This window comes from Hymenobacter ruricola (assembly GCF_015694525.1).
Lineage (GTDB): Bacteria > Bacteroidota > Bacteroidia > Cytophagales > Hymenobacteraceae > Hymenobacter > Hymenobacter ruricola.
The window spans coordinates 1-26,026 of sequence record NZ_JADQDM010000008.1 but is presented as its reverse complement, the minus strand read 5'-3'; the positions used below and the strand labels follow the sequence as shown (position 1 = coordinate 26,026).

Annotated in this window: 24 protein-coding genes and 1 pseudogene; 16 read left to right on the top strand and 9 right to left on the bottom strand. The window is 65.2% G+C overall.

Annotated features, from left to right (window positions below):
• Positions 1-51: 51 nt before the first annotated feature.
• From I2H31_RS15725 to pheS, 6 genes are all read right to left on the bottom strand, one after another.
• Complete coding sequence (locus tag I2H31_RS15725; protein WP_196294001.1) at positions 52-654, bottom strand: 5-formyltetrahydrofolate cyclo-ligase; 603 nt, start codon at positions 652-654, stop codon at positions 52-54.
• Entirely contained in the window at positions 645-1,244 is a 600-nt protein-coding gene (locus I2H31_RS15720) for a hypothetical protein (RefSeq protein WP_196294000.1), read from the bottom strand. Before I2H31_RS15720 ends, I2H31_RS15725 begins: the two co-directional genes overlap by 10 nt.
• A gap of 3 nt (positions 1,245-1,247) precedes the next feature.
• Positions 1,248-2,849, bottom strand: coding sequence for a bacillithiol biosynthesis cysteine-adding enzyme BshC (gene bshC / locus I2H31_RS15715; RefSeq protein ID WP_196293999.1), 1,602 nt, complete (start codon positions 2,847-2,849; stop codon positions 1,248-1,250).
• A 208-nt stretch (positions 2,850-3,057) separates the two neighbouring features.
• Complete coding sequence (gene rimO / locus I2H31_RS15710; protein ID WP_196293998.1) at positions 3,058-4,371, bottom strand: 30S ribosomal protein S12 methylthiotransferase RimO; 1,314 nt, start codon at positions 4,369-4,371, stop codon at positions 3,058-3,060.
• 179 nt (positions 4,372-4,550) lie between these two features.
• Complete coding sequence (locus tag I2H31_RS15705; RefSeq protein ID WP_196293997.1) at positions 4,551-5,255, bottom strand: hypothetical protein; 705 nt, start codon at positions 5,253-5,255, stop codon at positions 4,551-4,553.
• 33 nt (positions 5,256-5,288) lie between these two features.
• Positions 5,289-6,362 (bottom strand): phenylalanine--tRNA ligase subunit alpha, encoded by a 1,074-nt coding sequence (gene pheS / locus I2H31_RS15700; protein WP_394368966.1) that lies wholly within the window; start codon positions 6,360-6,362, stop codon positions 5,289-5,291.
• Positions 6,363-6,464: 102 nt separating this feature from the next.
• Here pheS and I2H31_RS15695 point away from each other — a divergent pair, with 102 nt between their 5' ends.
• The 4 genes from I2H31_RS15695 (at position 6,465) to I2H31_RS15680 (ending at position 8,931) form a co-directional block, all read left to right on the top strand.
• The gene (locus tag I2H31_RS15695) at positions 6,465-7,139 is read left to right on the top strand and encodes a hypothetical protein (protein ID WP_196293995.1); all 675 of its coding nucleotides are present in this window, start codon (positions 6,465-6,467) and stop codon (positions 7,137-7,139) included.
• A gap of 251 nt (positions 7,140-7,390) precedes the next feature.
• A complete protein-coding gene (locus tag I2H31_RS15690; RefSeq protein ID WP_196293994.1) occupies positions 7,391-7,774 on the top strand; it encodes a hypothetical protein in 384 nt (127 codons plus the stop codon).
• A 169-nt stretch (positions 7,775-7,943) separates the two neighbouring features.
• The gene (locus I2H31_RS15685; RefSeq protein ID WP_196293993.1) at positions 7,944-8,348 is read left to right on the top strand and encodes a hypothetical protein; all 405 of its coding nucleotides are present in this window, start codon (positions 7,944-7,946) and stop codon (positions 8,346-8,348) included.
• A 193-nt stretch (positions 8,349-8,541) separates the two neighbouring features.
• Complete coding sequence (locus I2H31_RS15680) at positions 8,542-8,931, top strand: hypothetical protein (protein WP_196293992.1); 390 nt, start codon at positions 8,542-8,544, stop codon at positions 8,929-8,931.
• Positions 8,932-9,048: 117 nt separating this feature from the next.
• Here the strand turns inward: I2H31_RS15680 and I2H31_RS15675 are convergent, their stop codons facing one another.
• Complete coding sequence (locus tag I2H31_RS15675; protein ID WP_196293991.1) at positions 9,049-10,293, bottom strand: M16 family metallopeptidase; 1,245 nt, start codon at positions 10,291-10,293, stop codon at positions 9,049-9,051.
• 474 nt (positions 10,294-10,767) lie between these two features.
• On the opposite strand from I2H31_RS15675, the gene I2H31_RS15670 reads away from it, so the two are divergent.
• The 5 genes from I2H31_RS15670 (at position 10,768) to ytxJ (ending at position 18,820) form a co-directional block, all read left to right on the top strand.
• The gene (locus I2H31_RS15670; RefSeq protein ID WP_196293990.1) at positions 10,768-15,225 is read left to right on the top strand and encodes a fibronectin type III domain-containing protein; all 4,458 of its coding nucleotides are present in this window, start codon (positions 10,768-10,770) and stop codon (positions 15,223-15,225) included.
• Positions 15,226-15,388: 163 nt separating this feature from the next.
• Positions 15,389-17,368 carry an alpha-ketoacid dehydrogenase subunit alpha/beta gene (locus I2H31_RS15665; protein WP_196293989.1) on the top strand — a complete coding sequence of 660 codons (1,980 nt, stop codon included), beginning with the start codon at positions 15,389-15,391 and terminating at the stop codon, positions 17,366-17,368.
• Positions 17,369-17,482: 114 nt separating this feature from the next.
• Positions 17,483-17,989: a hypothetical protein gene (locus tag I2H31_RS15660; RefSeq protein ID WP_196293988.1), complete on the top strand. Its 507-nt coding sequence runs from the start codon at positions 17,483-17,485 to the stop codon at positions 17,987-17,989.
• The gene (locus I2H31_RS15655) at positions 17,958-18,353 is read left to right on the top strand and encodes a hypothetical protein (RefSeq protein WP_196293987.1); all 396 of its coding nucleotides are present in this window, start codon (positions 17,958-17,960) and stop codon (positions 18,351-18,353) included. The genes I2H31_RS15660 and I2H31_RS15655 overlap by 32 nt, the downstream gene beginning before the upstream one ends.
• Before the next feature lie 125 nt (positions 18,354-18,478).
• On the top strand, positions 18,479-18,820 hold the full coding sequence (gene ytxJ, locus I2H31_RS15650) for a bacillithiol system redox-active protein YtxJ (RefSeq protein ID WP_196293986.1): 342 nt from the start codon (positions 18,479-18,481) through the stop codon (positions 18,818-18,820).
• Between the two features lie 137 nt (positions 18,821-18,957).
• Here ytxJ and I2H31_RS15645 read toward each other — a convergent pair whose 3' ends face one another.
• Entirely contained in the window at positions 18,958-19,365 is a 408-nt protein-coding gene (locus tag I2H31_RS15645) for an OsmC family protein (protein ID WP_196293985.1), read from the bottom strand.
• A gap of 107 nt (positions 19,366-19,472) precedes the next feature.
• Between I2H31_RS15645 and I2H31_RS15640 the strand changes: the two genes are divergently transcribed.
• The 3 genes from I2H31_RS15640 to I2H31_RS15630 all read left to right on the top strand — a co-directional run bounded on the left by I2H31_RS15640 (position 19,473) and on the right by I2H31_RS15630 (position 21,807).
• Complete coding sequence (locus I2H31_RS15640; RefSeq protein WP_196293984.1) at positions 19,473-20,288, top strand: hypothetical protein; 816 nt, start codon at positions 19,473-19,475, stop codon at positions 20,286-20,288.
• 180 nt (positions 20,289-20,468) lie between these two features.
• On the top strand, positions 20,469-21,362 hold the full coding sequence (gene lipA / locus I2H31_RS15635) for a lipoyl synthase (RefSeq protein WP_196293983.1): 894 nt from the start codon (positions 20,469-20,471) through the stop codon (positions 21,360-21,362).
• Positions 21,363-21,393: 31 nt separating this feature from the next.
• A complete protein-coding gene (locus tag I2H31_RS15630) occupies positions 21,394-21,807 on the top strand; it encodes a DUF805 domain-containing protein (protein ID WP_196293982.1) in 414 nt (137 codons plus the stop codon).
• 64 nt (positions 21,808-21,871) lie between these two features.
• Here I2H31_RS15630 and I2H31_RS15625 read toward each other — a convergent pair whose 3' ends face one another.
• Positions 21,872-22,471, bottom strand: coding sequence for a DUF4136 domain-containing protein (locus tag I2H31_RS15625; protein WP_196293981.1), 600 nt, complete (start codon positions 22,469-22,471; stop codon positions 21,872-21,874).
• Between the two features lie 231 nt (positions 22,472-22,702).
• On the opposite strand from I2H31_RS15625, the gene I2H31_RS15620 reads away from it, so the two are divergent.
• From I2H31_RS15620 to I2H31_RS15605, 4 genes and pseudogenes are all read left to right on the top strand, one after another.
• Complete coding sequence (locus I2H31_RS15620) at positions 22,703-23,011, top strand: SH3 domain-containing protein (protein ID WP_196293980.1); 309 nt, start codon at positions 22,703-22,705, stop codon at positions 23,009-23,011.
• 90 nt (positions 23,012-23,101) lie between these two features.
• Positions 23,102-23,776 (top strand): LuxR C-terminal-related transcriptional regulator, encoded by a 675-nt coding sequence (locus tag I2H31_RS15615; protein ID WP_196293979.1) that lies wholly within the window; start codon positions 23,102-23,104, stop codon positions 23,774-23,776.
• Positions 23,777-23,863: 87 nt separating this feature from the next.
• A complete protein-coding gene (locus I2H31_RS15610; RefSeq protein ID WP_196293978.1) occupies positions 23,864-25,387 on the top strand; it encodes a fibronectin type III domain-containing protein in 1,524 nt (507 codons plus the stop codon).
• A gap of 62 nt (positions 25,388-25,449) precedes the next feature.
• Positions 25,450-26,026: pseudogene (locus tag I2H31_RS15605) on the top strand (hypothetical protein); the annotation flags it as partial.

Here is a 26,026-nt window from a genome sequence, read left to right as displayed (position 1 = left end):
GTTTCGGTGTTCTGGCGTTTTGCCAGGTTGTCCTGCCGGCAAGCGGCGGACCTAAAACCGCCACACCCGGCCCGGCGTGATGCAGGCCGTGAGGGGCACATCGGTGGGCAGCACGTCGGCAATGCGTTGCACGGGCGCCTCGTTCAGCACACTCAGCCCGATGAACTGCGTGCCCGGCCGGCACTGCGCCAAAAACCGGTCGTAGAAACCGCCGCCGTAGCCCACGCGCTGCCCCGTGCGGTCGGCGGCCAGCAGCGGCACCAGCACGGCATCCAGCGCGGCGGGCGCTACTTCCGGCGCGGCTGTGGGGTGGGGCACCGGCTCATCAATCCCCCAGCGGTTTTGGGTGAGCTGGGTGCCCGGCGTCAGCTCGTAGTGCTTCAGCGAAATGCCGTCGGCCTGCACCACGGGCACGGCCAGGCGCAGCGGCATTTCCTCGCCCCAAATCCAGCGGATTATCGCCCAGGTATCGGGCTCGTTTCGCTTTTGCAGCGGCAGAAACACGTGCAGCCAGCGCCACTGTGCCACCGGAAACTCACGGAACAGGTTCTCGCGCAGCTTGTCGCTGCGGCGGGCCACCTGGCCCGCGTCCAGGGCCAGGCGGCGGGCCAGGGCGGCGCGGCGCAGGTCGGCTTTGGAGGAAGCTAAATCCATTCAAAATCTACTTCATCCAAGTCCACGTCTGGAAAGCCGAAATGCGTAATTAATTCCTGGCGCGAAAACCGGCGGGCACTTGGGTCGAGAAGCCGGCATACCGTCTGCCTCACGGCGGCAAGCAGCGCGTGGTCGTAACTGTTTATAAACCGACGCGCAACCAAGATGACGTATTGAGCTTCCGCTGAGCTTGCTTCTAACCAACCACTGTTGAATTGCTGGAGTTGGTACTGCTCGTGCAATAACCGGAAGAGCTTTTGATAAAGCATTCGGTAGTGGAGGCCAGCCGCTGGACCAGGAGCACTAGCCAATACCCCCTGTTGATGCAGCAGCATTAGTTCGTTTTGTATAAACTGGTACAAATGAGGCGCTCGTCCGAACAAAAAAGTCCCGTTTTCCAACTCTCGTAATGCCAGTGGCAAGTCAAAAGCACGCAATAAGGCTTGTAAGCGCTGGTATCGGTAGAGGCGCGGTGGGTTCTTCTTAAAAGCCCGTTCCGACCACAGTTCTATTGCGTCGCCAGCAAAACTGCGCAATTCAAAGTACGCGTCCAATACTGCACCGGCGTCGAAAGAAGTAGCGCTATCCATTGATTACTCTTCCACCAGCACCGTAAACTCCAGGGCCAGCGGCTCAAACGCTTCCAGCAGCTGCCGGATGAAGCCGGGGTTGTTTATCAAAATGCTCAGCACGTTCTCGCTGCGTTCCTGCAGGCCGCCGCCCGGAAACAGCTTCTCCTTGAGCGCCGTGAGCTGGGCGTAGGCGGTTTCGTGCTTGGCTTCGGCGGCCTTGCTCAAGCGCTTTTCGAGGCCGGCGAGGCCGCCGGCAGCTTTCTGGGCTTCGGCGGCCACGGTTTTTACCAGGGTAGGGTCGAGGCGCTGGGCCAGGTCCTGCACCTGCTGAAAGGCGGCGGCCAGGGCCTGCTGCTGCTCCTTTAAGCTGATTTCTTCCTGGCCCAGGGCGGCGCCCACCTGCTTTTTCAACTCGGGCAGCGGCCGGAAAATCTCGCGCCAGTCCAGGCCCAGCTTTTTGAGCTTGCCCGCGTTGGCCCGGCTGATGTACTCGGCCGAGTTGCGGGGCAGCACGATGGGGTAGGGCACGCCAAACGCGGCAAACACGTCCTTCAGCTGAAACCAGTACGCCACCTCGGCCCCGCCGCCGACGTAGGCCAGGTTGGGCAGCAGCATTTCTTGGTACACCGGCCGCAGCACCACGTTGGGGCTGAACTGCTCGGGGTGCGTCTGGGCCAGTTCCAGCAGCTCGGCCTGGCTGTGGCACTTGGCCGTGTTGCGGATGGTGACTTCCACGCAGTCGGCGCCGCTGGCGTCGGGTTCCAGCCGCTCGCGTTTGCCCTCGTCGGTGATGAAAAACAGGTTGATGGGCCGCGAATACACCTGCGGCTTGTAGCCGGCCGCCGTGAGGCGGGCGTTGGTGGCCTGCACCGCCGCGTTGGACACCTGCTCCCGGATTTCCTGCTCCAGTACCGGCACCAGCGCCTGTTTCAGGGCCGGCCGGTCGGCGTCCAGCGTCACCAGCCCAAATTCGCCAAACAGTGAGTCGACCAGCTTGCGAGTGGCTTCGGCCAGGTTTTTCGACTCGGCGTAGGCCCTGTGAAAAGCCGCCGGCACCTCGGGCGGCAGTTGGCTCAGCAGCTGCTCGGCCAGGCCGTCGAGCGGCAGGCGGCCCACCGGCCCGCCAGTACCCGCCGCGTCCCACGAATAGGTTTTGCCGAACAGCGAGAAGTGGTTGATTTCGGCAAAATCATGGTCTTCCGTGGCCATCCAATACACCGGCACGAAATCGTACTGCGGGTATTTCGCCTTCAGCTCCCGGCTCAGCTTGATGGCCGACACGATTTTATAGATGAAATACAGCGGCCCGGTGAGTAGGTTGAGCTGGTGCCCGGTGGTCACAGTGAAAGTGGTGGGCTCGGCCAGCAGCATCAGGCTGTGCTCAATGGCCGGTTCGGGCTCGGGGGCCAGGCCGTACTGGTCGCGCAGGGCGGCCACCAGTCGTTTGCGGGCGTTGGGGGTGTAGCTGGCCTGCTTTTCTTCAATTTGCGCCGCGAAATTTTCCAGCGCCGGAAAGCGGTGGTAGAAGGGCGCCAGTTCCGGCTTCTGGGCCAGGTAATCGGTGAGGAGGCCGGAGAAGGCGCCGGTTTCGGCGTAGGGCAGGGTGCTACAGGTGGTGGGCATGGGAAAAGAGCGGGGCCGGGTTCAGCGCGAACCCTTGCCAATGGCAAAAGTCCGCACAAAACCCGGCCCCGGCCGAAAAGTTAATTTGTTGTCAGAACAATGCAGAGACGCAATATTTTGCGTCTCGTCGTCCGCGCCGCTTGGATGTCGTTCAACGATGTCCGTTCAAAGTCAATCGTTCAACGCCGAGACGCAACCTATTGCGTCTCTACACCAAATGGCCGTAGAGGTCGAAATCCGAGGCCGAGTCAATCTTCACGTTCGCGAAGTCGCCGAGGCGCACGAAGGTGTTTTTCTCCACCGGCACCAGCACTTCGTTGTCTACTTCGGGCGAGTCGAACTCGGTGCGGCCCACGAAATGGCCACTTTCCTTGCGGTCGAACAGCACCTTATAGGTCTGGCCCACGCGGGCCTCGTTCAGCTCCATCGAAATGCCCTGCTGCAGCTCCATGATGGCGTCGGCGCGCTCCTGCTTCAGCTCGGCCGGCACGTCGTCCACCAGCGTGTGCGAGTGCGTGTTTTCCTCGTGCGAGTAGGTGAAGATGCCCAGCCGCTCAAACCGCGTTTGCTCCACGAAATCATACATCTCGCGAAAGTCCTGCTCCGTTTCGCCGGGGTGCCCGCTGATGAGCGTGGTGCGCAGCGCAATGCCCGGTACGCGCTGCCGGATGGTGTCCACCAGCTCCACGGTGCGGCGCTTGGTGATGCCGCGGCGCATGGTCTTCAGCATGTTGTCCGAGCCGTGCTGCAAGGGCATGTCCAGGTACTTGCAGATGTTGTCCCGCTCGGCCATCACGTCCAGCGCCTCCAGCGGAAACTGCGAGGGATAGGCGTACTGCAGCCGAATCCAGTCGATGCCGTTCACGTCGGACAGGTGGCGCAGCAGGTCGGCCAACTTGCGCTCACCGTAGGCCTGCAGGCCGTAATAAGTCAGGTCCTGGGCAATGAGAATCAGCTCCTTGGTGCCCATGCCAGCCAGGCGCTTGGCTTCCTTCACCAGGTCCTCGATGGGCCGGTCCACGTGCTTGCCGCGCATCAGCGGGATGGCGCAGAACGAGCAGGGACGGTTGCAGCCCTCCGCAATTTTGAAGTAGGCGTAGTGCCGGGGCGTGGTAATCAGGCGCTCGCCGATGAGCTCGTGCTTGTAGTCGGCGTTGAGCACTTTCAGCATCTGCGGCAGCTCCAGGGTGCCGAAATAAGCGTCCACCTGCGGGATTTCTACTTCCAGCTCGTCCTTGTAGCGCTGCGAAAGGCAGCCCGTCACGTAGAGCTTTTCGAGGCGGCCCGCTTCCTTCTCGTCCGCGTAGCGCAGGATGGTGTCGATGCTCTCCTGCTTGGCGTTATCAATGAAGCCGCAGGTGTTGATGATGACGATGTTGGCATCGGATTTCTCGGCTTCGTGCGTCACGTCGAAGTCGTTGGCCTGCAGTTGGCCCATCAGCACTTCGCTGTCCACCACGTTTTTGGAGCAGCCCAGGGTGATGACGTTTACTTTATTGGTGGTTTGATTTCTAACCTTCATGAATCACGGTTTTGTCGAAATGCGCGCCGGAAAGGCAGATTTCGGAAGAGTAGCAGTCTGAGATAAATGCGTAAATGGAAATGCCCGGCAAGCAGGCAGTTCTCTTAGAATGACAAAATTACGACGGCGCGAGTGCCCGGCCGTCCTTCGCGTGGCGATGATGCCCGTCGGGAACCGTCCTACTTGACGCCGGAAGCAGCCTGAGCCCTTTGAGCGTCAATCAGCGCCTGCATCAGGGCCTGGCCCCGCGACACCACCGGCCCTCCTAACGGGTCCTGGGCCAGGGTGTTGAAGGGCGCTTCGCCAAAATACAGCCCGCTGGGCGTGAGGGCGTTGATGCGCACGTGGCCCACCGGCGGGGCCGCCCGCCGCGCTTCCAGCCAGGGCCCGATGACGTTGGCCATCTCCTGGCCCGCGGCCAGCAGGTGCTGAATGGGGCTGCCGGCCAAATCGGTGCCTGTTTCCCACACCACGCCCGCGCCGCTGTGGTTAAAATACCGGGCCGAAAGGTCGGCGTAGGCCACCACCAGGTCGAGGCCTTCGGGCAGCGTCACTTCCACCACCACGCCCAGCACGCGCCGGCCTTCGGCCAGGGGCGGTTCCACGCCCAGCATCCGCAGAAACTGCCACGCCTGCAGGTACTGGCGCGACTCCTGGCCCGGGGTGTCCAGCACCTGCTGCAGGGCCGCAATGGCCGCGGCGGTATCGCCGCTCTGGTAGGCGTCCTGAGCGGCTGCAAACGGCGCCCAGGGCGGCTCCAGGCGGTGCGGGGCGTCCGGCCGGGGCCATTCCAGCACCGGCACATCGCCGAACAGCACTTCGCGAATGGCCGGCGATGCCGGCGCAGCGGCCGGCTTCTTATTAAAAAAGGATAAGAAGCCCATAATCTGGCTGGTAAGCTTGGGGTGACGGTGAAATTACAGCGCCTCGAACTGCCGCAGGAAGCGCAAGTCGTTTTCTGTGAACAGGCGCAGGTCCTTAATCTGGTACTTGAGCATGGCAATGCGCTCGATGCCCATGCCCCAGGCATAGCCGGAGTATTTCTCGGGGTCAATCTTGGCGTTTTCGAGCACGGCCGGGTCCACCATCCCACAGCCGCCGATTTCGACCCAGCCCGAATATTTGCAGATGTTGCAGCCCGCGCCTTTGCAAATCAGGCAGGTGATGTCGATTTCGGCGCTGGGCTCGGTGAAAGGGAAGAAGCTGGGCCGGAAGCGGATGTTGATGTCCTGCCCGAAGAGCTCCTGCACAAAGTAGTACACCGTCTGCTTGAGGTCGGCGAAGCTCACGCCCTCGTCAATGAAAATGCCCTCTACCTGATGAAACATCATGTGCGCTCGCGCCGAAATGGCCTCGTTGCGGAACACGCGGCCCGGCATCACCCGGCGAATAGGCAGCGGCTCGGTTTCCATCACGCGCACCTGCACGGTGCTGGTGTGGGTGCGCAGCAGGTGAGGCTTGGGCGTTTCTGATTCGCTGGTAACTCCGCTACTAACCATTCCGCCACCTTCTCCCGCCACAAAAAACGTGTCCTGCATGTCGCGCGCCGGGTGGTTTTCGGGAAAGTTGAGGGCGGTGAAGTTGTGCCAGTCGTCCTCAATTTCGGGCCCCTCGGCCACGGCAAAGCCGATGCGGGCGAACACGCGCAGCATTTCTTCGCGCACCAGGCTCAGGGGGTGGCGGGTGCCCAGGGCGTGGGGCACCACGGGCAGGGTATAGTCGAAATCGGGGTTGGCGGGGGCGTTGTCGGCGGCGGCTTCGGCGGCCTGCTGGGCTTCGTCGAAACGGGCCTGGGCCTGCTGCTTCAGGGCGTTGAGCTGCTGGCCCACGGCGCGCTTCTCTTCGGCGGGCACCGTCTTCAGTTGGTCGAACAAGTCGGCCAGCCGACCCTTGCGGCCGAGGTAATTGATGCGAAAGGCATCGAGTTCGGCGGGATTATTCAGTTCGGCCTTCGTAATTTCGGCCGTGAGAGCGGCAATGGATTCCTGCATCATAGGCCGCAAAGTTACGGCAAGGGCCCGGCCCTCGCCGAACGATTCCCGAACACATTCAGTTACCCCGGTTCCGTATTCCCCTTACTTAAAGCTCATTCCATGAAACGTGCGCTATTTTTTCTCTTTATTTTCGGAGGATTAGCCTCTTCCGCCTCGGCCCAGAGCGGCTGGGATACCCCCGCCGCCGGCTGGGGCGACACCCCCAAAAAAGCCCCCGCTAAGAAAACCACCACGACCAAAACCGCCACCGCCGCGGGCCAGAAGGCCACCCAGAGCGCCGGTGCCACCGCGGGGCCCATCCCGGAAGCCGCTCCGGCCCCGGAAGAAACCGCTGCTGCCGCACCTGCTGCGGGTGCCGACAAAGGCTTTGGTGCCGCCGGCGGCGCCTCCTCGTCTTCCGGCGCGGCCAACATCGGCCAGGGCATTTCCGTGGCTCCCGGCTCGCCGGTGATGATGCGCGGCGGCCGCCACGTGATGGCCGACGACGCCATTGCCGCCCGCGAGCGTCGCCTCAACCGCAAGCCCCGCCGCGAAAAGCCCTGGCCGCCCCGTCCCGTAGACGCCACGCCCGCGCCCGCCCCGGCCGCGGCTGCCGCTCCGGCTCCCGAAGCTGCCCCGGCCGCTGAGCCCGCCACCGCTACGGCGGGCACGGGAGCTACGGCCGCCAAAGGCGGCGCGGCCACCCCGGCCCCCAAAACGGCTCCTAAAGCTGCTGCGGCACCGGCCAAGGCCCCTGCTCCCAAGAAAAAAGCGCCCGAGCCGCTCGGCTGGTAAGCGCGCCCGGCTCTTCGCCGCATCTGTCCGCACGGCCCGGTTGTTTCCCTGAAAAGGGGAGCAGCCGGGCCGTTTGGCGTAGTGCCCATTCATAAAGCGGAGAATAAACGGGAGTAAACCCAGAAGTTTCGGGGGCTGCCGTACCGGGACGCGGCATTTCGCGTATGCCTACCGCAACCGTAGCGCGCCGAAACCTGCTGTTTTGGGGTTGTTGTGGTAGCCCCTTCTCTCACCCTTTCAGCATTCCTCTCATGGTTCGCACCCTTCTTTCCGTTGCGTTTGCGCTGGCCGTGGTGGCCGAAGCCGCGGCGCAGTCCGCGCCCGCCGGCACCACCAAAACCACCCAGACCACCCGCAAAACCACCCGGCCCGCCGCCAGGACCCAAGCCACCACCCGCGCAACCACCACGAAGCGCACGAACACCACGGCCGCCCCTGCCAACGGCGGCCGCGACGACATCGGCCCCGGCGGCAACGGCGCGGTGGGCTCCACCGAAAGCGCCGACGGCAAAGGCCAGAGCGTGTATGCCGCCCCCGGCATGCCCGTGAACGTGGACAACCCCAAGAAGGTAGAAGGCTACAACGGCCCCGCGCCGGCCCGCGCCAAAACCCCAACCACGCTCACCCCGCGATAAAACGCGGGAGTTTGTCGGGACAACGGCTCGGTTGGTATGCGTTTGCGCACCTTCCGGGCCTTTTTGGTGGGGCAAATGGAGGAGTTGGGAAAGTTGGCACGCCTTTGGAATATGTCCTTACAACCACGGTAAGCAACTTTTCTTCACTCACTCCTTCACTCCTTCAGCCATGTTTCGTTCATTCCTCACCCTCGCCCTGTCGATGTTCCTGCTGGCTGAAGCTAGCGCCCAAACCACCCCGGTGGCGTCGACCAAAAAAACCACTAAGGCCGCCAAAGTAGCCGCCCGCAAAGCCGCCAAAGCCCGCCGCGTCGCCGTGAAATCGGCCCCCGTCGCGCCCCTCAACGACGGCTGGCCGGCCATCGAAAGCACCCAAACCGCCGTGGCCTCGAACGACGGCTGGGGCTCGCCCGAATCGGTACTGCCCGCCAGCACTTCCCGCGGCGAAATCGATAATCAGAACATCTCGGCCGCGCCCGGCATGCCCGTGCACGTGCGCACCAGCAACGGTCTCGTACCGTACAGCGTGCGACCCGCCCGCAAGCCCGCCACCCAAACCACGCTCGGCAACTAAACCAGCCACGCCCAACAGCCGGCCCCGGATTCATCCCCGGGGCCGGCTGTTTGGTTTCCCGGAGTGCCGGCTGCCGGGCGGCGTCAGCATCCGGCCCGGGCCGTTGTTGCGTATGAAGCAGAACCGTTGGCTGCGGGCCCGGTGCTGGCCGTGGTGCCGCGGCGGCTTCCTTTTCATCTCCAATTCTTTATCTATGCTCCGTTACTTCTTCGCTTCGCTGCTGCTGCTGGCCTTCGCCGCCTCCGATGCCAGCGCCCAAACCACCACGCGTAAGGCCCGCAAGAAAATTGCGCCCTACTCATCGCGCGGCGCGCGCAAGGCCAAGCCCGCCGTGAAAATCAACCCGCATACCGGCAAGCCCTACGGCGCCGGCGTGCCCGAAGACATCAAGAACGGCTCCACCTCGTACCTGGCGCCGGCCATGCCCATGCGCAAGCAGGTGGGCTACACCGGCAACGGCGGCTACAACGACAACCGCACGCCCCGCCCGCGCTACACCAAGCCCGCCAACAGCTCCCTCAGCCGCGACAGCAACCTGCCGGTGGCCCCGGCCAAAACCAAAGTGAAGGCGAAAGCCAAGTAAGTCTAGGGTAAAAGGCCGTTATGCTGAACGCCGTGAAGCATCTCTACCGCGCAAGTAAGTAGGTTTACTGCTGCGGTAGAAATGCTTCACGGCGTTCAGCATGACCGTTCTGTTATTCTACGCCTGCTCCACGGCTTCGTAGTACAGCGTGCTGCAGTTCTCCGGCCGTAGCACCTCCTGCGCCGCGGCCCGCACGCTGGCCACCGTCACGGCCTGGATGCGGCCGCTTTCCTCGTTCACCAGGTTGGCGTCGCCCTGCAATTTGCTGTAGGCCAAGTTCAGGGCGCGGTTCAACAGGTCGATTTCGCCAAAAACCAGGCTGCTCTCGGCCTGGTTTTTTACTTTTTCGAGTTCCTGGGCATTCACGTCCTCGGCCAGGAACTCGGCCACCACGGCTTCCACCGCCGCATCGGCCGCTTTGAGGTCCACGCCCGCGTTCAGCTTGCCGCTGATGACGAGCAGGCCGGGGTCGAGCGAGCCGGTGAGCGAGGCCGAAATGTTGTTGAACAGCGCCTGCTCCTTCACCAGGCGCTGGTGCAGGCGCGCCGACTTGCCGTGGCCCAGCATGTCGCTGAGCAAGTCCACGGAATTGTAGCGGGCATCGGCGCGGGCGGGCATGTGGTAAGCTTTGTACAACGCCGAAAGCGGCACGGGCGCCGTGGCCGTGAGGTGCCGTGCCTCCTGCTGCGGGGGCTCCTGGGGCAGCTGGCGCTGGTAGGCCGGCCCGCCGGGAATGGGCCCGAACCACTTTTCGGCCAGGCGGCGCACCTCGGCGGCGCTGGCGGCGCCGGCCACCACCAGCACGGCGTTCTGCGGGGCGTAGTGCTTCTGGAAAAAGCCGCGCACGTCGTCCATTACCGCGTTTTCGATGTGCGCAATCTCCTTGCCGATGGTGTTCCACTGGTAGGGGTGGGTGTGGTAGGCGAGGGGCTTGAGCTTGAGCCAGACGTCGCCGTAGGGCTGGTTGAGATAGCTCTGCTTGAACTCCTCCACCACCACTTTGCGCTGCACTTCGAGGCCATTTTCGGAGAAAGCCAGGTTCAGCATCCGGTCGCTTTCGAGCCAGAAGCCGGTTTCGAGGTTAGCGGCTGGCAGCGAGAGGTAATAGTTGGTGACGTCGCTGGACGTGAAGGCGTTGTTCTCGCCGCCCACGCGCTGCAGCGGCTCGTCGTAGCTCGGAATGTTCACCGAGCCCGAAAACATGAGGTGCTCAAACAAGTGTGCGAAGCCAGTGTGGCCGGGGTCTTCATCGCGCGAGCCCACGTCGTACATCACGTTGAGCACGGCCATGGGCGTGCTGAAATCTTCGTGGACGATGCAGCGCAGCCCGTTGGCGAGGGTGAATTCTTCGAAATGAATCATGGAGTAAAAGTAGCGGTGTGGGCCGGTTCAGGCCAGGGGCTTCCATAACACCGGGCGGGGTAGCCGGGTTGGCGGCGGGGTGCTTTTAAAGAAAATTCAGTGGCTTCACTCACTATTAGATTTCTATACTACATATTTGAGAAGGCAAGCGCTTGACCAACGCAAGGCCCTTACCCTCACCTTTCTTTTACCCCTGCCCGCCGCGATGCACGCCGACAAATGCCAGAACCCTTTTCTGTTCATTGTGGCCACCCGGGGGCAATAGGGGCAACGACCGGATGGTCTGTTCCTCCCGCAGGCAGGCCCTGGCAATGACCGGTTACCTCCTTTTCTTATCCCCAGCCGGGCGCTGGTAAGTACCGCGCCCTTGCTTACCCCCTGGCGGGGGGGCCGGCAACACCCGGGGCCCTGCCCGCCCCGATTGGGCCCCTATGCCTTGAGTTCTTTATCCTTCATCCTTTTTCCCATTTCTGTATGAAAAAAACGATACTACTGGCTGGGCGGGTGGCCCGGCGGGCACTAGTGGCCGTGGGCCTGCTGGCTGGGCTGAGCGCCCGCGCCCAGGCCCCCGCCAACGACGACCCCTGCGGGGCCGTGGTGCTCACGCCCCAGGGGCCCGTGTGCACCACGCCCACGGCGAGCACCAACGCCAACGCCACCACCACCGTGCCCAACGGCTACTCTAACACCGGCAACCCCAAAGACGTGTGGTTTAAATTCACGACGGCGGCCACGGGGGCGGCCAGCTTTGGGGCCACCATCACCGTGACGGGTAACGCGGCCACGTTCGTGCAGCTGTTTTCGGGCACGGCGTGCGCGGGGCCGCTCACGCCGGTGGCCTATTCGGCCTCGAACCAAGCCAACACCACCGCCCCCCGCCTCATAACCGACCTGCTGCTCCCCAACTCGACTTACTACGTGCGGGTGGCGGGCAATGCTTCTTTTAATGACGTGCCGGGGGCATTCACCATTTGCGTGAGCGACGGACCGGGCACGGCCGGCTGCGGCGCACCCACGGTGGGGCCGTTTGTGAGCACGGGCCTTACCACGGGCACCATTGCCTTCACGCCGGGCATCAACAACGTGGCCCCGTTCGTCATCACCGTGCGCGACCTGACGTCCCAGACCACGCTGCCCACGTTCTCGGCCAGCGTCTCGCCGCAGCCGCTCACCGGCCTCACGCCGGGCCACAGCTACTCGGTGACGGTGGCGGCCAACTGCTCGGGCTCCGGGCAGTCGAGCGGGGTCTACGGCTTTGTGCTGCCCGTGCCCAACGACGAGCCCTGCGGGGCCATCGCCCTGCCGGTGAGCACCACCTCCGCCTGCGTGCCCACGGCTGCCGACAACACCAACGCCACGGCCTCGACCGTGACCACCAACGGCCCCGCCAACTGCGCCAACGTGGTGGGCTCGCACGACGTGTGGTTCACCTTTACCACCGCGGCCAGCGGCACGGGCAGCACCGGCGTCACGGTGCAAAACGCCGGCCAAAGCGGCGCGGGTACCCTGCGGGTGTACCGGGCCGCGAGCTGCGCGGGGCCATTCACGCAGCTGGGCTGTTCCACCAACAACTTTATCAGCGGCGGGGGCTCGGCCGGGCCGTTGGTGGTGAACGGGCTGGCGCCCAGCACCACGTACTACGTGCGGGCCGACGAGGGCGGCGCCTTCAACCGGAACACCCCCGGCGCGTTCACCATCTGCGTGGTGGGGGCGGTGGGCTGCGCCGCGCCCAGCAACTTTTATTCGGGCATTAAAACCGACACCACGGCCCCGCTCTACTTCACGCCCGGCAACAACAACCAGAACTACACCATCACCTACACCGCCCAGGGCGGCACCCCCCAAACGGTCACGGCTTCTGCCTCGCCCTACACCCTCACGGGCCTGCTGCCCGGCACCGCCTACACGGTGAGCCTGGTGGCCAACTGCGGCGGGGGCCAAACCTCCAGCCCGACCACCCTCACCTTCACCACGGCCATCGTCAACGACGAGCCCTGCGGCGCCATTGCCATCCCGCTGAATGCCAGCGGCACCTGCCAGGCCACGGCCTACGGCTCGGTGAACGGGGCCACGTCCACGGTGCCCTACGGCTACACCAGCACCGGCTGCGGCACTATTTCTTCGAATCCCTACGACGTGTGGTTTACGTTCACGACGCCCACCACCGGCACGGCCAGCACCGCGGTGAGCCTGGCCCTGAACGGCACCGGCAAGCAGGTGCGGGTGTTCAGCGCAGCCTCGTGCGCGGGGCCCTTCACCGAAATAGATTGCGCGGGCCTAAGCCCGGGGCAGCGCACGCTGCCGGTGCTCACGCTGCGCACCCTCACGCCGGGCACCACCTACTTCGTGCGGGTGGCCCAGACCGGCGCCAACAACGCGGCCACCGCCACCTTCACCCTTTGCCTCACGCCGGCGCCCAGCTGCGCCGCCCCCACGGGCCTGAGCGTGAGCACCACCTCGGCCACGGTGAGCAGCCTGGCCTTCGCGGCGGGCTTTGGCGCCAATGCCTACACCGTGACCTACCAAACGCCCGGCGGCGCGGTGCAAACCGTGACGCCGGCGCCCACGGCCTCGCCGGTGGCCCTCACCGGTCTGGTGGCCGGGCAGGCCTACACGGCCACCGTGGTGAGCAGCTGCGGGGCGGGGCAAACCTCGGCCCCGGCCACCATCACCTTCGTGGCGGGCGGCTGCGCCAGCCGCGCCTACGCGGCCCTGCCTTTCAGTGAAAGCTTTGAGGCCGAATGGCTGAGCGTGTGTGACGTGCGCGATGCTCCCAACGCCAGCTGGCGCACCACCCCCGCCACGGGCACCAACTCGTGGCGGCGCGAAGACGACGGCGAAGCTGCCCTCTGGACCGCCCCCGACCTGGGTCTGTACACGCCCACTGGGTCGCAGGGCTCGGCGCATTCGGCCCGCTTCCACAGCATGTACGCCGTGAACCTGCCCGCCGGCAACCTCGACTTGCTGGTGAACCTGAGCGCGGCCGGCAGCAAGCGCCTGACCTTTGATTATACTAACACGACCGGCAACGACTCGCTGAAAGTGCTGCTCTCGGTGGACGGCGGCACCACCTTCACCCGCTTGCTGCGGCTGGGGGTTCAGCCCACGTTCTCGGCGCAGGTGGTCGACTTTCCGGCCAGCTCGGCCACGGCCATCATTCGCTTCGTGGGGCAGCCCGGGCAGTCGGGCAACGTCAACAACACCGACATCGGGATTGACAACGTGCAGGTGCTGCTCTCGCCGGCCTGCGCCTCGCCCACCCTCAGCCTGCTGACCAGCACGGCCAACACGGCCAGCATCGGGCTGGCGGGCGGCAACGGCGCTACCACCTACACCGTCACCTACCAAGCCACCAACGGCTCCCTGCAAACCGTGAGCCCCGCGCCCAGCGCCTCGCCGGTGAGCCTGACGGCCCTGCTGCCCAGCACCACCTACACCGTGACGGCTGTGAGCAACTGCGCGGGCGGCACCACCAGCACGCCCCCGGCCACGCTCACCTTCACCACCCCGGCCGTGACGATAGGCAACGACGACTGTGGCTCGGCCACGCCACTTACCCTCGGGGTGGGGGGCTGCACGGCCGTTACCATCGCCAACAACGGCGCGGCCACGGCCTCGGCGCCGGTACCGGCCTGTGGCTCGGTGACGGCTGACGTGTGGTACCGCGTGACGGTGCCGGCCAACGGCGTGGTGGAAGCCACCACCAGCGCCGTGCCCGGCTCGCCGGTGAGCGATACCGTCCTGGAACTGCTCGCGGGCACCTGCGGCAGCCTCAGCAGCGTGGGGTGCAACGACGACGCCACGGGCTTTGGCAACTACTCGCACGTGCGGGCCACGGGCCTTACGCCGGGCGCCACGGTGTACGTCCGCATCTGGACGTATAACACCACCGCGCGGGGCGACATCGGCCTGTGCGTGCAAACCGACGCCGCCTGCCCGGCCGTGACCCAGCTGCTGGCCACCGCCACCGGTACCACGGCCAGCATCTCCTTCACCGGCCCGTCGGTGGCCAGCGGCGGCTACACCGTCACTTACACGCCCAATGGCGGCACCGCCACCACCGTTACCTCGGCCACTTCGCCGGTGAGCCTCACGAACCTGCTGCCCTTCACCACCTACACCGTGACGGTGACCAGCAACTGCGGCGGGGGCCTCACGTCGATTCCGGCCACGGTGAGCTTCAACACTAGCACCTACTGCACGGCCAACATCGGGGGCGGCTGCGGGGGCAACAACATCGTGGCCGTGGCCATTCCCACCACCACGCTCAACAATGCCGGCACTACCTGCACCACCGTGGCGGGCAATGCCTATTCCAGCTTCCCGGTGGCGGGCAACACCACGGCCAGCCTGGCGCAGGGCCGCACGTACCAATACAGCGTGACCACGGACGGCACCTCCGACATCACGGCCTGGATTGACTTCAACCAGGACGGGGTGTTTGCTGCTTCGGAAGGCACCCAAGTTGTCCTCAACGGTGCTGCCAACCTGCCTGGGCTGGCCAACTTCACGGTGCCGGCCGCGGCCGTGCTGGGCCGCACCGGCCTGCGCGTGCGCAGCCGCACGGCCGGCGCCGGCAACGGTCCGGCCGATGCCTGCTCCAGCTTTGCCTCGGGCGAAACCGAAGACTATGTCGTGACCATTGTGCTGCCGTCGGCCGCGCACGAAAGTGCCCTGGCTGCGCAGGTGGGTCTGTTTCCCAACCCGGCTTCCGGCGCCTTCACGGTGCAGCTGCCCGCCGAGCTTAGCCGCAAGCCCGTTGCGGCCGGCCTCTACAACGGCCTGGGCCAGCTGGTGCGCCAGCAGTCCGTGGCGGCCAGCTCCACCGGCACCGAAGCCCGCTTTGATGTGCGCGGCCTGGCCGCCGGCGTCTACTCGCTCCGGCTGGCCACGGCCGCCGGGCTGGTGGTGAAGCGGGTGGTGCTGGAATAAAGCCGCCCGGTCAATAACCCAAAGCCCCCAGCCACCATAGCGGCTGGGGGCTTTTTGCTGCGCGGCAAGTTCGGCCCGGCTGCCGCTCGTCATCACCTTGCCGGGCGCAAAAAGCGCGGCCGCCCATCTGCTACCTTTGTCCCATCAATCCCACCCGCTTGTTATGACGTTCGACCGCCTCGACCTCTCCAACGAAACCCTGTTGCACCTCTACCAGCACCTGCTGCGCCCGCGGCTGATTGAGGAAAAAATGCTGATTCTGCTGCGCCAGGGCAAGGTGAGCAAGTGGTTTTCGGGCATTGGGCAGGAAGCCATTTCGGTGGGCAGCACCCTGGCCCTGGAGGCCGACGAGTACATCTTGCCGCTGCACCGCAACCTGGGCGTGTTCACGGGCCGCGAGGTGCCGCTGGGGCGCCTGTTTGCGCAGTGGCAGGGCAAGCGCACGGGCTACACCAAGGGCCGCGACCGCAGCTTCCACTTCGGCACCAACGAGCACCACATCGTGGGCATGATTTCGCACCTGGGGCCGCAGCTGGCCGTGGCCGGCGGCATTGCCCTGGCCGATTTGCTGGACAAAAAGCCCAAGGTGACGCTGACCTACTCCGGCGATGGCGGCGCTTCGGAAGGCGACTTCCACGAGGCGCTGAACGTGGCCGCCGTGTGGCAGCTGCCGGTCATTTTCATGATTGAAAACAACGGCTACGGCCTCAGCACGCCCTCCAACGAACAGTTTCGCTTCAAGTCCTTCGTCGACAAAGGCCCCGCCTACGGCATGGAAGCCGTGCAAGTGGACGGCAACAACGTGCTGGAAGTGTACACCACCGTCAAAAAGCTGGCCGAAGACCTGCGCGAAAACCCGCGTCCGGTGTTGGTGGAAGCCCTCACCTTCCGCATGCGTGGCCACGAGGAAGCCAGCGGCACCAAGTACGTGCCCCAGAGCCTGATGGAAGAGTGGGCCCAGAAAGACCCGGTGGAAAACTACGAAAAGTGGCTGCTGGCCGAAGGTGTCCTCACCGAAACCGCCAAGCACGGCATCCGCGAGAAAATCAAGGCCGCCATCGAGGCCGGCTTGCAGGAAGCCGACGCCGTGCCCATGCCCACGGCCGACATTCAGGAGGAAGTTGCCGACATGTACCAGCCGTTCGAGGCGCCTGTGACGGACGCGCCGCAGGACGGGGCCGCGCCCGAAAAGCGTTTCATCGACGCCATTTCCGAGGGCCTGAAGCAAAGCATGGAGCGCTACCCCGACCTCGTGCTCATGGGCCAGGACATTGCTGACTACGGCGGCGTGTTCAAAATCACGGAAGGCTTCGTGGCCGCCTTTGGCAAGGCGCGGGTGCGCAACACGCCCTTGTGCGAGTCGGCCATCGTGGGGGTAGGGCTGGGCCTGAGCATCAAGAAGAAGAAAAGCATGGTGGAGATGCAGTTCGCCGATTTCGTGACCTGCGGCTTTAATCAAATTGTGAACAACTTGGCCAAGAGCCACTACCGCTGGGGCCAGAATGCCGACGTCGTTATCCGGATGCCCACCGGTGCGGGCTCGGCGGCCGGCCCTTTCCACTCGCAGAGCAACGAGGCCTGGTTCACGCACGTGCCCGGTCTGAAGGTGGTGTACCCCAGCAACCCGCACGACGCCAAGGGCCTGCTCTGCGCGGCCATTGAGGACCCCAACCCGGTTATGTATTTCGAGCACAAGATGCTCTACCGCAGCCTGAGCGGCCCGGTGCCGGCGGCATATTACACCACGCCCATCGGCCAGGCCGCGCTGGCGGCCGAAGGCGACGAGCTGAGCATCATCACCTACGGCATGGGCGTGCGCTGGGCCTTGGACGTGTGCCAGGACCTGGGCGTGTCGGCCGACATTCTGGACCTGCGCACCCTGCTGCCCTGGGACCAGGAAGCCGTGCGCCGCACCGTGCAGAAAAACGGCCGCGTGCTCATCCTGCACGAAGACACGCTGACCGGCGGCATCGGCGGCGAAATCGCGGCCTGGATTGGCGAAAACTGCTTTGAGCACCTCGACGCGCCCGTGCGCCGGGTGGCTTCGCTGGACACGGCCATCCCGTTTGCGCCGCCGCTGGAAGCCGCGTTTCTGCCGCAGCAGCGGCTGCGCGAGCAGGTGCAGGCCCTGCGGCAATACTAGGCGCCGAAGTTGGCGCGGTTTTCGCGCCCGTAAGCCTTACCTTTCGCGCCCTTCTTCCCTGACTTTGCCCGTTTTACGGTGACATCTCGTATACCTTCCGTTGTTCTTCGGTCCTTGCTGGGCGCGTGGCTGCTGAGCAACTGCACGCTCTATCACAAGGTGGTGCACCCCTACCGCCTGCCCACGCCCAAGCCCTCGCCCGAGTACAAAGCCCAGCTCGAAGCCAAGAAGAAAAAGGAAAAAGAAATGCTGGCGTTTCAGCACGACGCCGAAAAGAAAACCAAATCGGGCGACGGCACCGAAGAAGCCGCCACCGACGTCTCGACGCCCAGCGGCGGCACCCTGAACACCCCGGCCGCTACCACCACCGAGCCCCGCACCCTGCCCGAGCGCTCCACGGTGCGCTACGACAAAAGGGGCATGATGAAAAAGCCCAAGCTGAAGCGCCGCCAGGTGAACAAGCGGCACAAAGCTTTCCGTCCCGTGCAATCCATCAAGGACTTCTTCAAATATGGCCTCCACAAGAAACCCAACTACGACATCGACCACCGGGCGGCTCCCAAAGTACCGCAGGACGCCCCCACGCCCGATGCCGAGCCCGACGCTGGCAGCAAGCCGTAGCCGCCTGCTGCTGGGGCTGGCCGTGGCCCTGTGGCTGGGCAGCGGCACCGCGCACGCCCAAATCGTGCGCGAAAAGCCGGGCCAGGTGAAGGCCGCCAACCGCCGCGCCCTGCGCGAAGCCAAGCGCGCCGACGTGCCCTTCAAAGACAGCCACCTCGACGTGACGGCCGAGCAGCTCAAGCGCGGCAGAAGCACGCAGCCCCAGCCCGAGGTCAGCCGCGAGGTGAACTACAAAAACGGCACCGCTCCCAACGTGAAGCCGGCCGGATTTCTGGGCCTGCGCCGCGACAAAACCACCACCCTGGTGCGCAAAGAGCAGCGCCAGAAGCCCCGCAATGCCACCAGGGACAAGGACGATAAATAAAATTGCCCAACCTTCGGGGAATCAAGTGGCCCGCAAACGTTGTAGTGCTAGCGTGCCGGCCCGCCGCCGGGCCGCGTGCTTGTGGCGGGGCCGCGGCCGCCTTTCCTTCTTTTTAACTTTGTCCGATGTCCACTCCCTGGCTTCCCCTTACCCAACCCGACCAGCTCACCGAACTGGCGCAGGCCTCGCACGAGCAGCCGGTGCTCATTTTTAAGCACAGCACCACCTGCTCCATCAGCGCGGCGGCCAAGAGCAAGATTGAGCGCCAGTGGGCCGACAGTGGCCTCGACCTCCCGATTTATTACCTCGATTTGCTGCGCTACCGCCCCCTTTCGGCCCAGATAGCCGAGCAATTCGGCGTGCGCCACGAGTCGCCGCAGCTCCTGCTCATCCAGGACGGCGCCTGCACCTACGACGCCTCGCACATGGGCATCCGCCTGAGCGACGTGCAGGCCGTGGTGAAGTAGTCTCGCGGTTGGAAAAGAACGTCATGCCGAGCGCAGCGAAGCATCTTTACTGCGATGGTAAACCCTTTCGATTGGATTACTTCCGAGGTAAAGATGCTTCGCTACGCGCTGCATGACGGCCCAATTAAACTACCTTTCTACCGATACTCAAACACCACGTTCTGCCTGATGTCCGGGTGCAGGCTAAGGGTGACGGGGCAGGTGAGGGCAGCGCGCTCCAGCAGGGCCCGGTCGGCGGGCGCCAGGGCGGCGGGCAGCTGAAACGTGACGTCAATCTGGGCGATGCGGCGCGGCGCTTCGGCGCTCATGTGCTTTGTCACGGCCCAGGTGCTGCCCACGAGGTCCCAGGCGTGGCGCTCGGCCACGATGCCCATGATGGTCATCATGCACGAGCCCAGAGCGGCGCTCACCAAGTCGGTGGGCGAAAACGCTTCGCCCCGGCCGTGGTTGTCCACGGGAGCATCGGTTTGAATAACGGTGCCGGAGGCCACGTGCGTGGCTTCGGTGCGCAGGTGGCCGGCGTAGCGGGCGGTGGCGGTGTTCATCAAGTCAGGCAGTTACCTTTACCAAGTTGTTTCTTATTTCGCTAAATTACGTATTCCAACGCGCGCTGCGCCGGTGGCAGCCCGCCTGGTAATTTATTCGGTTGACCATGCTTTCTTTCATTTCTCGTTTCGGAGGGCTGCTGGCCCTCGGTTTGCTCGTCGCCGGCGGCGCCCGGGCCCAGGCGCCGCTGCGCGCGGCCGTGGTGCCCAGCGCGCCTTCCGATGAGCAGTCGTACAGCAAAGAGTTTGTGTACGGCGTCAATTTCAACACCCAGGGCGGCCTGCTGGGTGGCGTGTCGGTGCGCTCCACGCGCGTGCTCGACGACCGCCTGCTGCGTTTCTGGAGCATCGAGGGCGTGATGCTGAAAAATGCCAAAGAGCAGACCATCAACACCATTGTGGGCGGCAGCTACGTCGACCGCAAAACCAACTACGCCTTCGTGCTGCGGCCGTCCATTGGCATGCAGCGCATCCTGTTCCGCAAAGCCGCCGACGCCGGCGTGCAGGTGAACGGCCTGCTGAGCCTGGGCCCTTCAATAGGCCTGCTCATGCCTTACTACATCAGCTACGACTACACGGCGGCCCGCACGCAGGTCATCAACGTGGCCACCGACGACATCGTGAACGAGCAGTACGACCCCCTCAAGCACGTCGACCCGGGCGTCATCCTCGACCACGGCCCGCTCTTCAGCGGCATTGGCCAAACCAAAGTGGTGCCGGGCTTCCACGTGCGCGGCGGCCTCAGCTTCGAGTACGGCCGCTACCGCGACGCCGTGACGGGCCTGGAAGTGGGCGTGCTGGTGGAAGGCTTCACCAAGCGCATGGTCATCCTCAGCCCCGGCAACCTGGCCGAAACCGACGGCCTGAACCGGCAGTTTTTCCCCTCGGTGTACCTCACGCTGTATTTCGGGCACCGGAGCTAGGGGCAGTTATCAGTTAATAATGAGCAGTTGACAATTGGCCGTTGGCAAGGGCTGCCAACATAATAGAAGCCGGCCTTTGTGTGCGTAATTTTGGGAAGCATTTTCCTCGAACTGATTGGGTGGGAAAATGCTTTTACCAGAAGTTAACTGCTCACTGTTAACTATCAACTGTCAATTGAGATGATAGATTTGCCCGTTATCCAGCCCGAAACGGCTGCCCCCGCCCGCCCCCGCAAGCCCGACTGGTTGCGCGTGAAGCTGCCCGTGGGCCAGGAATACGCTGCTGTGCGCCGCCTCGTGGACGAGCACAAGCTGCACACCATCTGCGAAAGCGGCAACTGCCCCAACATGGGCGAGTGCTGGGGCGCGGGCACGGCCACCTTCATGATTCTGGGCAACATCTGCACCCGCTCGTGCTCGTTTTGCGCCGTGGCCACCGGCCGCCCCACCGAGTATGACCTCGACGAGCCCCGCCGCGTGGCCGAGGCCATTGCCCTCATGAAAGTGAAGCACGCCGTCATCACCAGCGTGAACCGCGACGAGCTCAAGGACCGTGGCGCCAGCGTGTGGCGCGAAACGGTGGTGCTCACTAAGCAGCTCTCGCCCGGCACCACCATCGAAACCCTGATTCCGGACGTGAAAGCCAACTGGGACGCGCTCGACGTGATGATTTCGGGCGGCCAGGAAGTGATTTCGCACAACATCGAAACCGTGGGCAGCCTCTACCGCCTCGTGCGCCCGCAGGCCCGCTACGACCGCAGCTTGGAGCAAATCCGCCGCACCAAGCTGGCCGGGCACCGCACCAAATCCGGCATCATGCTGGGCCTGGGCGAAAAGCCCGACGAGTTGTACCAGGCCATGGACGACCTCGTGGCCAACGGCCTCGACATCCTCACCCTTGGCCAGTACCTGCAGCCCACCAAGCGCCACCTCGACGTGGCCGAGTTCATCACCCCCGACCAGTTCGCGCACTATCGCGAAGAAGGCCTGCGCCGCGGCCTGAAGTACGTGGAAAGCGGCCCGCTGGTGCGCAGTTCCTACCACGCCGAGCGCCATGTGAACGTGCCGGTGTAACGTCGCTGTATATTGGGCCAAAAAATCAGATATGGCCTTTTTTACGGCGAACGGCCGGCTGCGGCGCCGGGACTATTTCTTCCGGGTGTTGGGGCTCAATGCCCTGGTATTCGGCATCTATGCCGTTCCGGGCTTGCTGTATAAAGCCGATGTGCCGCCCGGGGTGGCCCTGGCATCGTTGGCGGGAATAGCAGCGGTGCTGTATCTGACCGTGGTTCAATCCCTGCTACGGCTGCACGACTTGGACTTGCGCGGCTGGTGGTTTCTGGTCGCCTTTCTGCCCGTGGTGAGTTACGTATTGGGCGCCGGGATGCAACTGGTTCAGGGCACCATCGGCCCCAACCGCTTTGGCCTCGACCCCAAACGCCCGCTGTTGCTGCCAGCAGCCCCAATAGCTTCATTGCCTGATGCGCCGCTCTCGGAGGCGGAAGGAGATGAGCAATAACGAAAAAGCCCCGCTAGAACCAGCGGGGCTTTTTCGTTATTGCTGCCTGAAGCAGGACGGAGCCTTAGCGGCGGGCGTTGTTGTCCTGCGGCGGGTAGGTGCTCAGGATGCCGTTCACGATGCGGTGGGTTTCGGCTTCGTCGATGGTGTTCTGGTCGACCTGGGCCTGGCCGGTGCCGCGCCACGCCAGCTCCTTGCGGCGGGCATCGATGATGTCAATCACCACGGTGCCGGCTTTGTACTGCGTCACGGGCGAGTAGGCGCGGCCGTAGTAGCCATAGCCGTACCCGTAGGGGTAGCCCAAGCCATTGTAATACGGCGACACTTGCTGCTTGTCTTCCACGCGGGCGCTGTAGGCGACGTAAATGTCGGGGGCCGAAGTCACTTCGGTGAGGCCTTTGGCGGTCATTTCGGCGGCCACGGCGGCGCGCATGCGCTTGTCGAGGAAGGACTCGTAGCCTTTGGCGGGGCCGCCCTCGGCGTCCCTGGGCTGCTGCGGGTACCAGGCCCAGGTTTTGAAAGCACGGAAGTTGACGGCGTGGTCAAAATCGTTGGTGACGCCCACGCGGGCGGCGGTGGTGCAGCCGCTGGGGCCCAGCAGCAGCACCAGGCTGGCGGCCACGAGGGCCACCGGATGAGCCAGGAAACGGGTGATGCGGTTCATAAAATGGAGAAGAGTAGAGGGTAAAAGAAACGCGGGAACGGCGGTGGACAAAAGCCCACGGGCCTGTTTCGGAATCTATTAGCCTAACGAAAAACGGTACGCCGACGTTCATATTTTAGTCGGACAAAGTGCGGGGTTGGGCGAGGAATCATTGCTTGTCTATAATTGGGATAACGGGAATTTATCCTACCTTTCCCCGAAATTCCCACCTTCTTGTTCCTGACTTTGTCAATGAAACGTACTGCCTTGTTGGTTTTGGCTACTGCCGGTTTGCTCACGGCCTGCACTTCCGCCCGCGACGAGGCCCGGCGCCCGGCCCCCAACGCCGTGCCGGTGGCGCACAACACCATCGTGGACTGCCCGGTGTATGATGGCATGAAGAAAAATTCTACCGTACTCGTGCAAACCACCGCCGGCAACGAGGTACAGGTGCTCGACACCATCAACGCCTACTTCGTGCGCGTGCGCCTCGACAAAAACGGCCTGGTGCAAACCGGCTACATGGACCGCCGCTGCTTCGGCGAGCGCGGCACGAAGTAGGACGCGGGCAAAGCTGGGTGAGGAGAAAGGGGGCGGCATGGCCTAAACAGGTCATTGACCGCCGGTGCCGGGGCCGGCTACTTTTGCCCCATGCAAACGCCGCCCCTGGCCCTGGCCATCATCGAAGACCAAGCCCCCATCCGGGAGGCGTTGAACGAATACCTGTGCGCCCAGCCGGAGTTTCACTGCGTGCTGGTGGCCCGCTCCATGGAGGACTTCCTCAACCGCTTGCCCGGCGTGGCCACGCCGCCCGCGCTGGTGCTGAGCGACATTGGCCTGCCCGGCCGCTCGGGCATTGAGGGGCTGCCCGTGCTGCTAGAGCGGCTGCCGGCAGCGCAGGTGCTCATGCTGAGCGTGTTTACGGACGCCGAGCGGGTGTTTGAGGCCATTTGCGCGGGGGCGGCGGGCTACCTGGTGAAGTCGACGCCGCTGCCGCAGCTCAAGCAGCATTTGCTGGAAGTGGCGGCCGGCGGCTCGCCCATGAGCCCGGGCGTGGCGCGCTTCGTGCTGCAGGCGTTTCGGGCGCAGCCGCCGGTGCGGGTGGCGGCCGCGCCCGAGAACCGGCTCTCGCCGCGCGAGCAGGAGGTGGTGCAGGGCGTGGAGGAGGGGCTGGGCTACAAGGTCATTGCCGCCCGGCTGGGCATCAGCCCCGACACGGTGAACAACCACGTGCGCGCCATCTACCGCAAGCTGCAGGTAAACTCGAAAAGCGAGCTGCTGGCCCGCTCCCTGAAGCAGCGCGGGCCGGGCGGCGGCATGGCCTAAATAGGTCATTGCGCCGGGGGGCGGAAGGGGCGGAGCTTTGCCGGGCCCCGCCGGGCGGTTCCGGCCGGGGTGTTCACGCCCGCTTCCATGACGCACTTTTCCGCTCTCCTTCGCCGCCGGCTGCTCCTGACGGGGCTGGCCGGGGCCGCCCTCGCCACTGCCCAGGCCCAGGACCTGACCAATGCCGGGGCCACCATTACGGTGCAGCCCGGCGCCACGCTCTACGTGAGTGCCGGCCGCCTCACCAATCAGACGGGCAGCACCCTCACCAACGCCGGCACCCTGCGCGTGGACGGCCCCCTCACCAACGCCGGCACCCTCGACCTGAGCACCGGCACCCTGGAGGTGCGCGGCGACCTGGCCAACACCGGCACCCTGGCGCCCGGCACCAGCCTCGTCACCTTTAGCGGGGTGGCCGACCAGCTGCTGACCGCCGGCGGGGCCGCCCTCTACCAGCTCTTCGTGAACAAGCCCACGGCCGGGGCCAACACCCTGCGCCTGGCCGACGACCTCCGGGTGGGCAACCTGCTCAGCCTGACCAACGGCCTGGTGAGCACCCGCAACGGCGCTACCCTGAGCACCCTGCGCCTGCCCAACGGGGCCACGCTCAGCGGCGAAGCGCCGGGCCGCTACGTGCTGGGCCGGCTCGAAATCCTGCGCAACGGGGTGAGCGGCGCGGCGGTGGACTTTGGCCACGGGGCCGTGCTCGACCCCAAAACCAACAACCTGGGCACGGTGGCCATTACGCGCACGGCCGGCCTGCTCACCGACGACGTGAGCCGGGGCGTGAACTTCGCCAACGCCGCCTACAAGGGCATCGACCGCATCTGGGCGGTGGTGCCCGCCACCCAGCCCACCGCGCCCGTGCAGCTCACCCTGAGCTGGCTGCCCGACAACGACAACGGCCTGACCAGCTTCGCGCAGGCCCGCATGTGGCAGCAGGCCGCGGCCGGCCAGCCCTGGGCCCCCGTGGGGGCCGCGGCCGATGCCAGCGCCCGCAGCCTCAGCATGAGCCCGGCGGTGCTCAGCCGCTTCACGGTGAGCAACGCCGCCAACCCGCTGCCCGTGACGCTGCTCGACTTCACGGCGCAGGCCGAGGGGCCCGCCGCCGTGCGCCTGGCCTGGGCCACGGCCACGGAGGCCAACAACGCCGGCTTCACCGTGGAGCGCAGCCTCGATGCGCGCAGCTTCGCGGCCATTGGCACGGTGGCGGGGGCGGGCACCAGCACCACGCGCCACGACTACGCCCTGCTCGATGGCCAGCTGCCGGCCGGGGCCGCGCTGCTCTACTACCGCCTGCGCCAGACCGACCAGGGCGGCACAATCAGCTACTCGCCGGTGCGCACGGTGGCCTTCTCGGCCCGGGCGGCGGGCTTCGGGGTGTACCCCACGCGGGTGGCCGCCGGGCAGGCCGCCACTTACCTCTACACCGGCCCGGCGGGGGCGGGCACGCTCGACATCCTCAACGTGCTGGGGCAGGTGCTGGGCACGGTGGCCCTCGACGGGCGCCCCACCGGCGCGGTGCCGCTGGCCGGGCTGGCCACCGGGGCCTACTTCCTGCGCTACACCGGCCCGGCCGGCCGCTTCGTCACGCGCTGCGTGGTGGAGTAGGGGCGTGCCGTGGTTTTCTCAACGCATCATCTCATCTCATCTCATTTCCCCAGTTCTTGTTTATGAAACACGTTTCCATTCTTCGCCGGGGGCGGCTGCTGCTCGCCCTGCTCACCACTGGCTTCTTCACGGCCCACGCCCAGACGGGCGGCGTGCGCATTGGCACGGCCGGCGCCCCCGATGCCTCGGCCGTGCTCGACGTGGTGAGCACCACCCAGGGCTTTCTGCCCCCGCGCCTGACCAGCGCCCAGCGGGCGGCCATTGCCAGCCCCGCCGCCGGCCTCATGGTGTACCAAACCAACGGCACGCGGGGCATCTACTACTACGACGGCACGGCCTGGGTGAACCTGACCGATGGCAAGGTGCCCGATGCCAACGGCTTGACCGGGCCCCCGCCCCCCAACGGGGGCGTGGTGAGCACGCTGGCCGGCGCGGCGGGCCTCGATGGCAGCGCCGACGGCACGGGCGCCGCCGCCCGCTTCTACTACCCCGCCGGCGTGGCCGTGGACGCGGCGGGCACCGTGTACGTGGCCGACCAGTTCAACCGGACCATCCGCAAAACCACGGCGGCGGGGGTGGTGAGCACGCTGGCCGGCCTGGCCGGCGCCTCCGGCAGCGCCGACGGCACGGGCGCCGCCG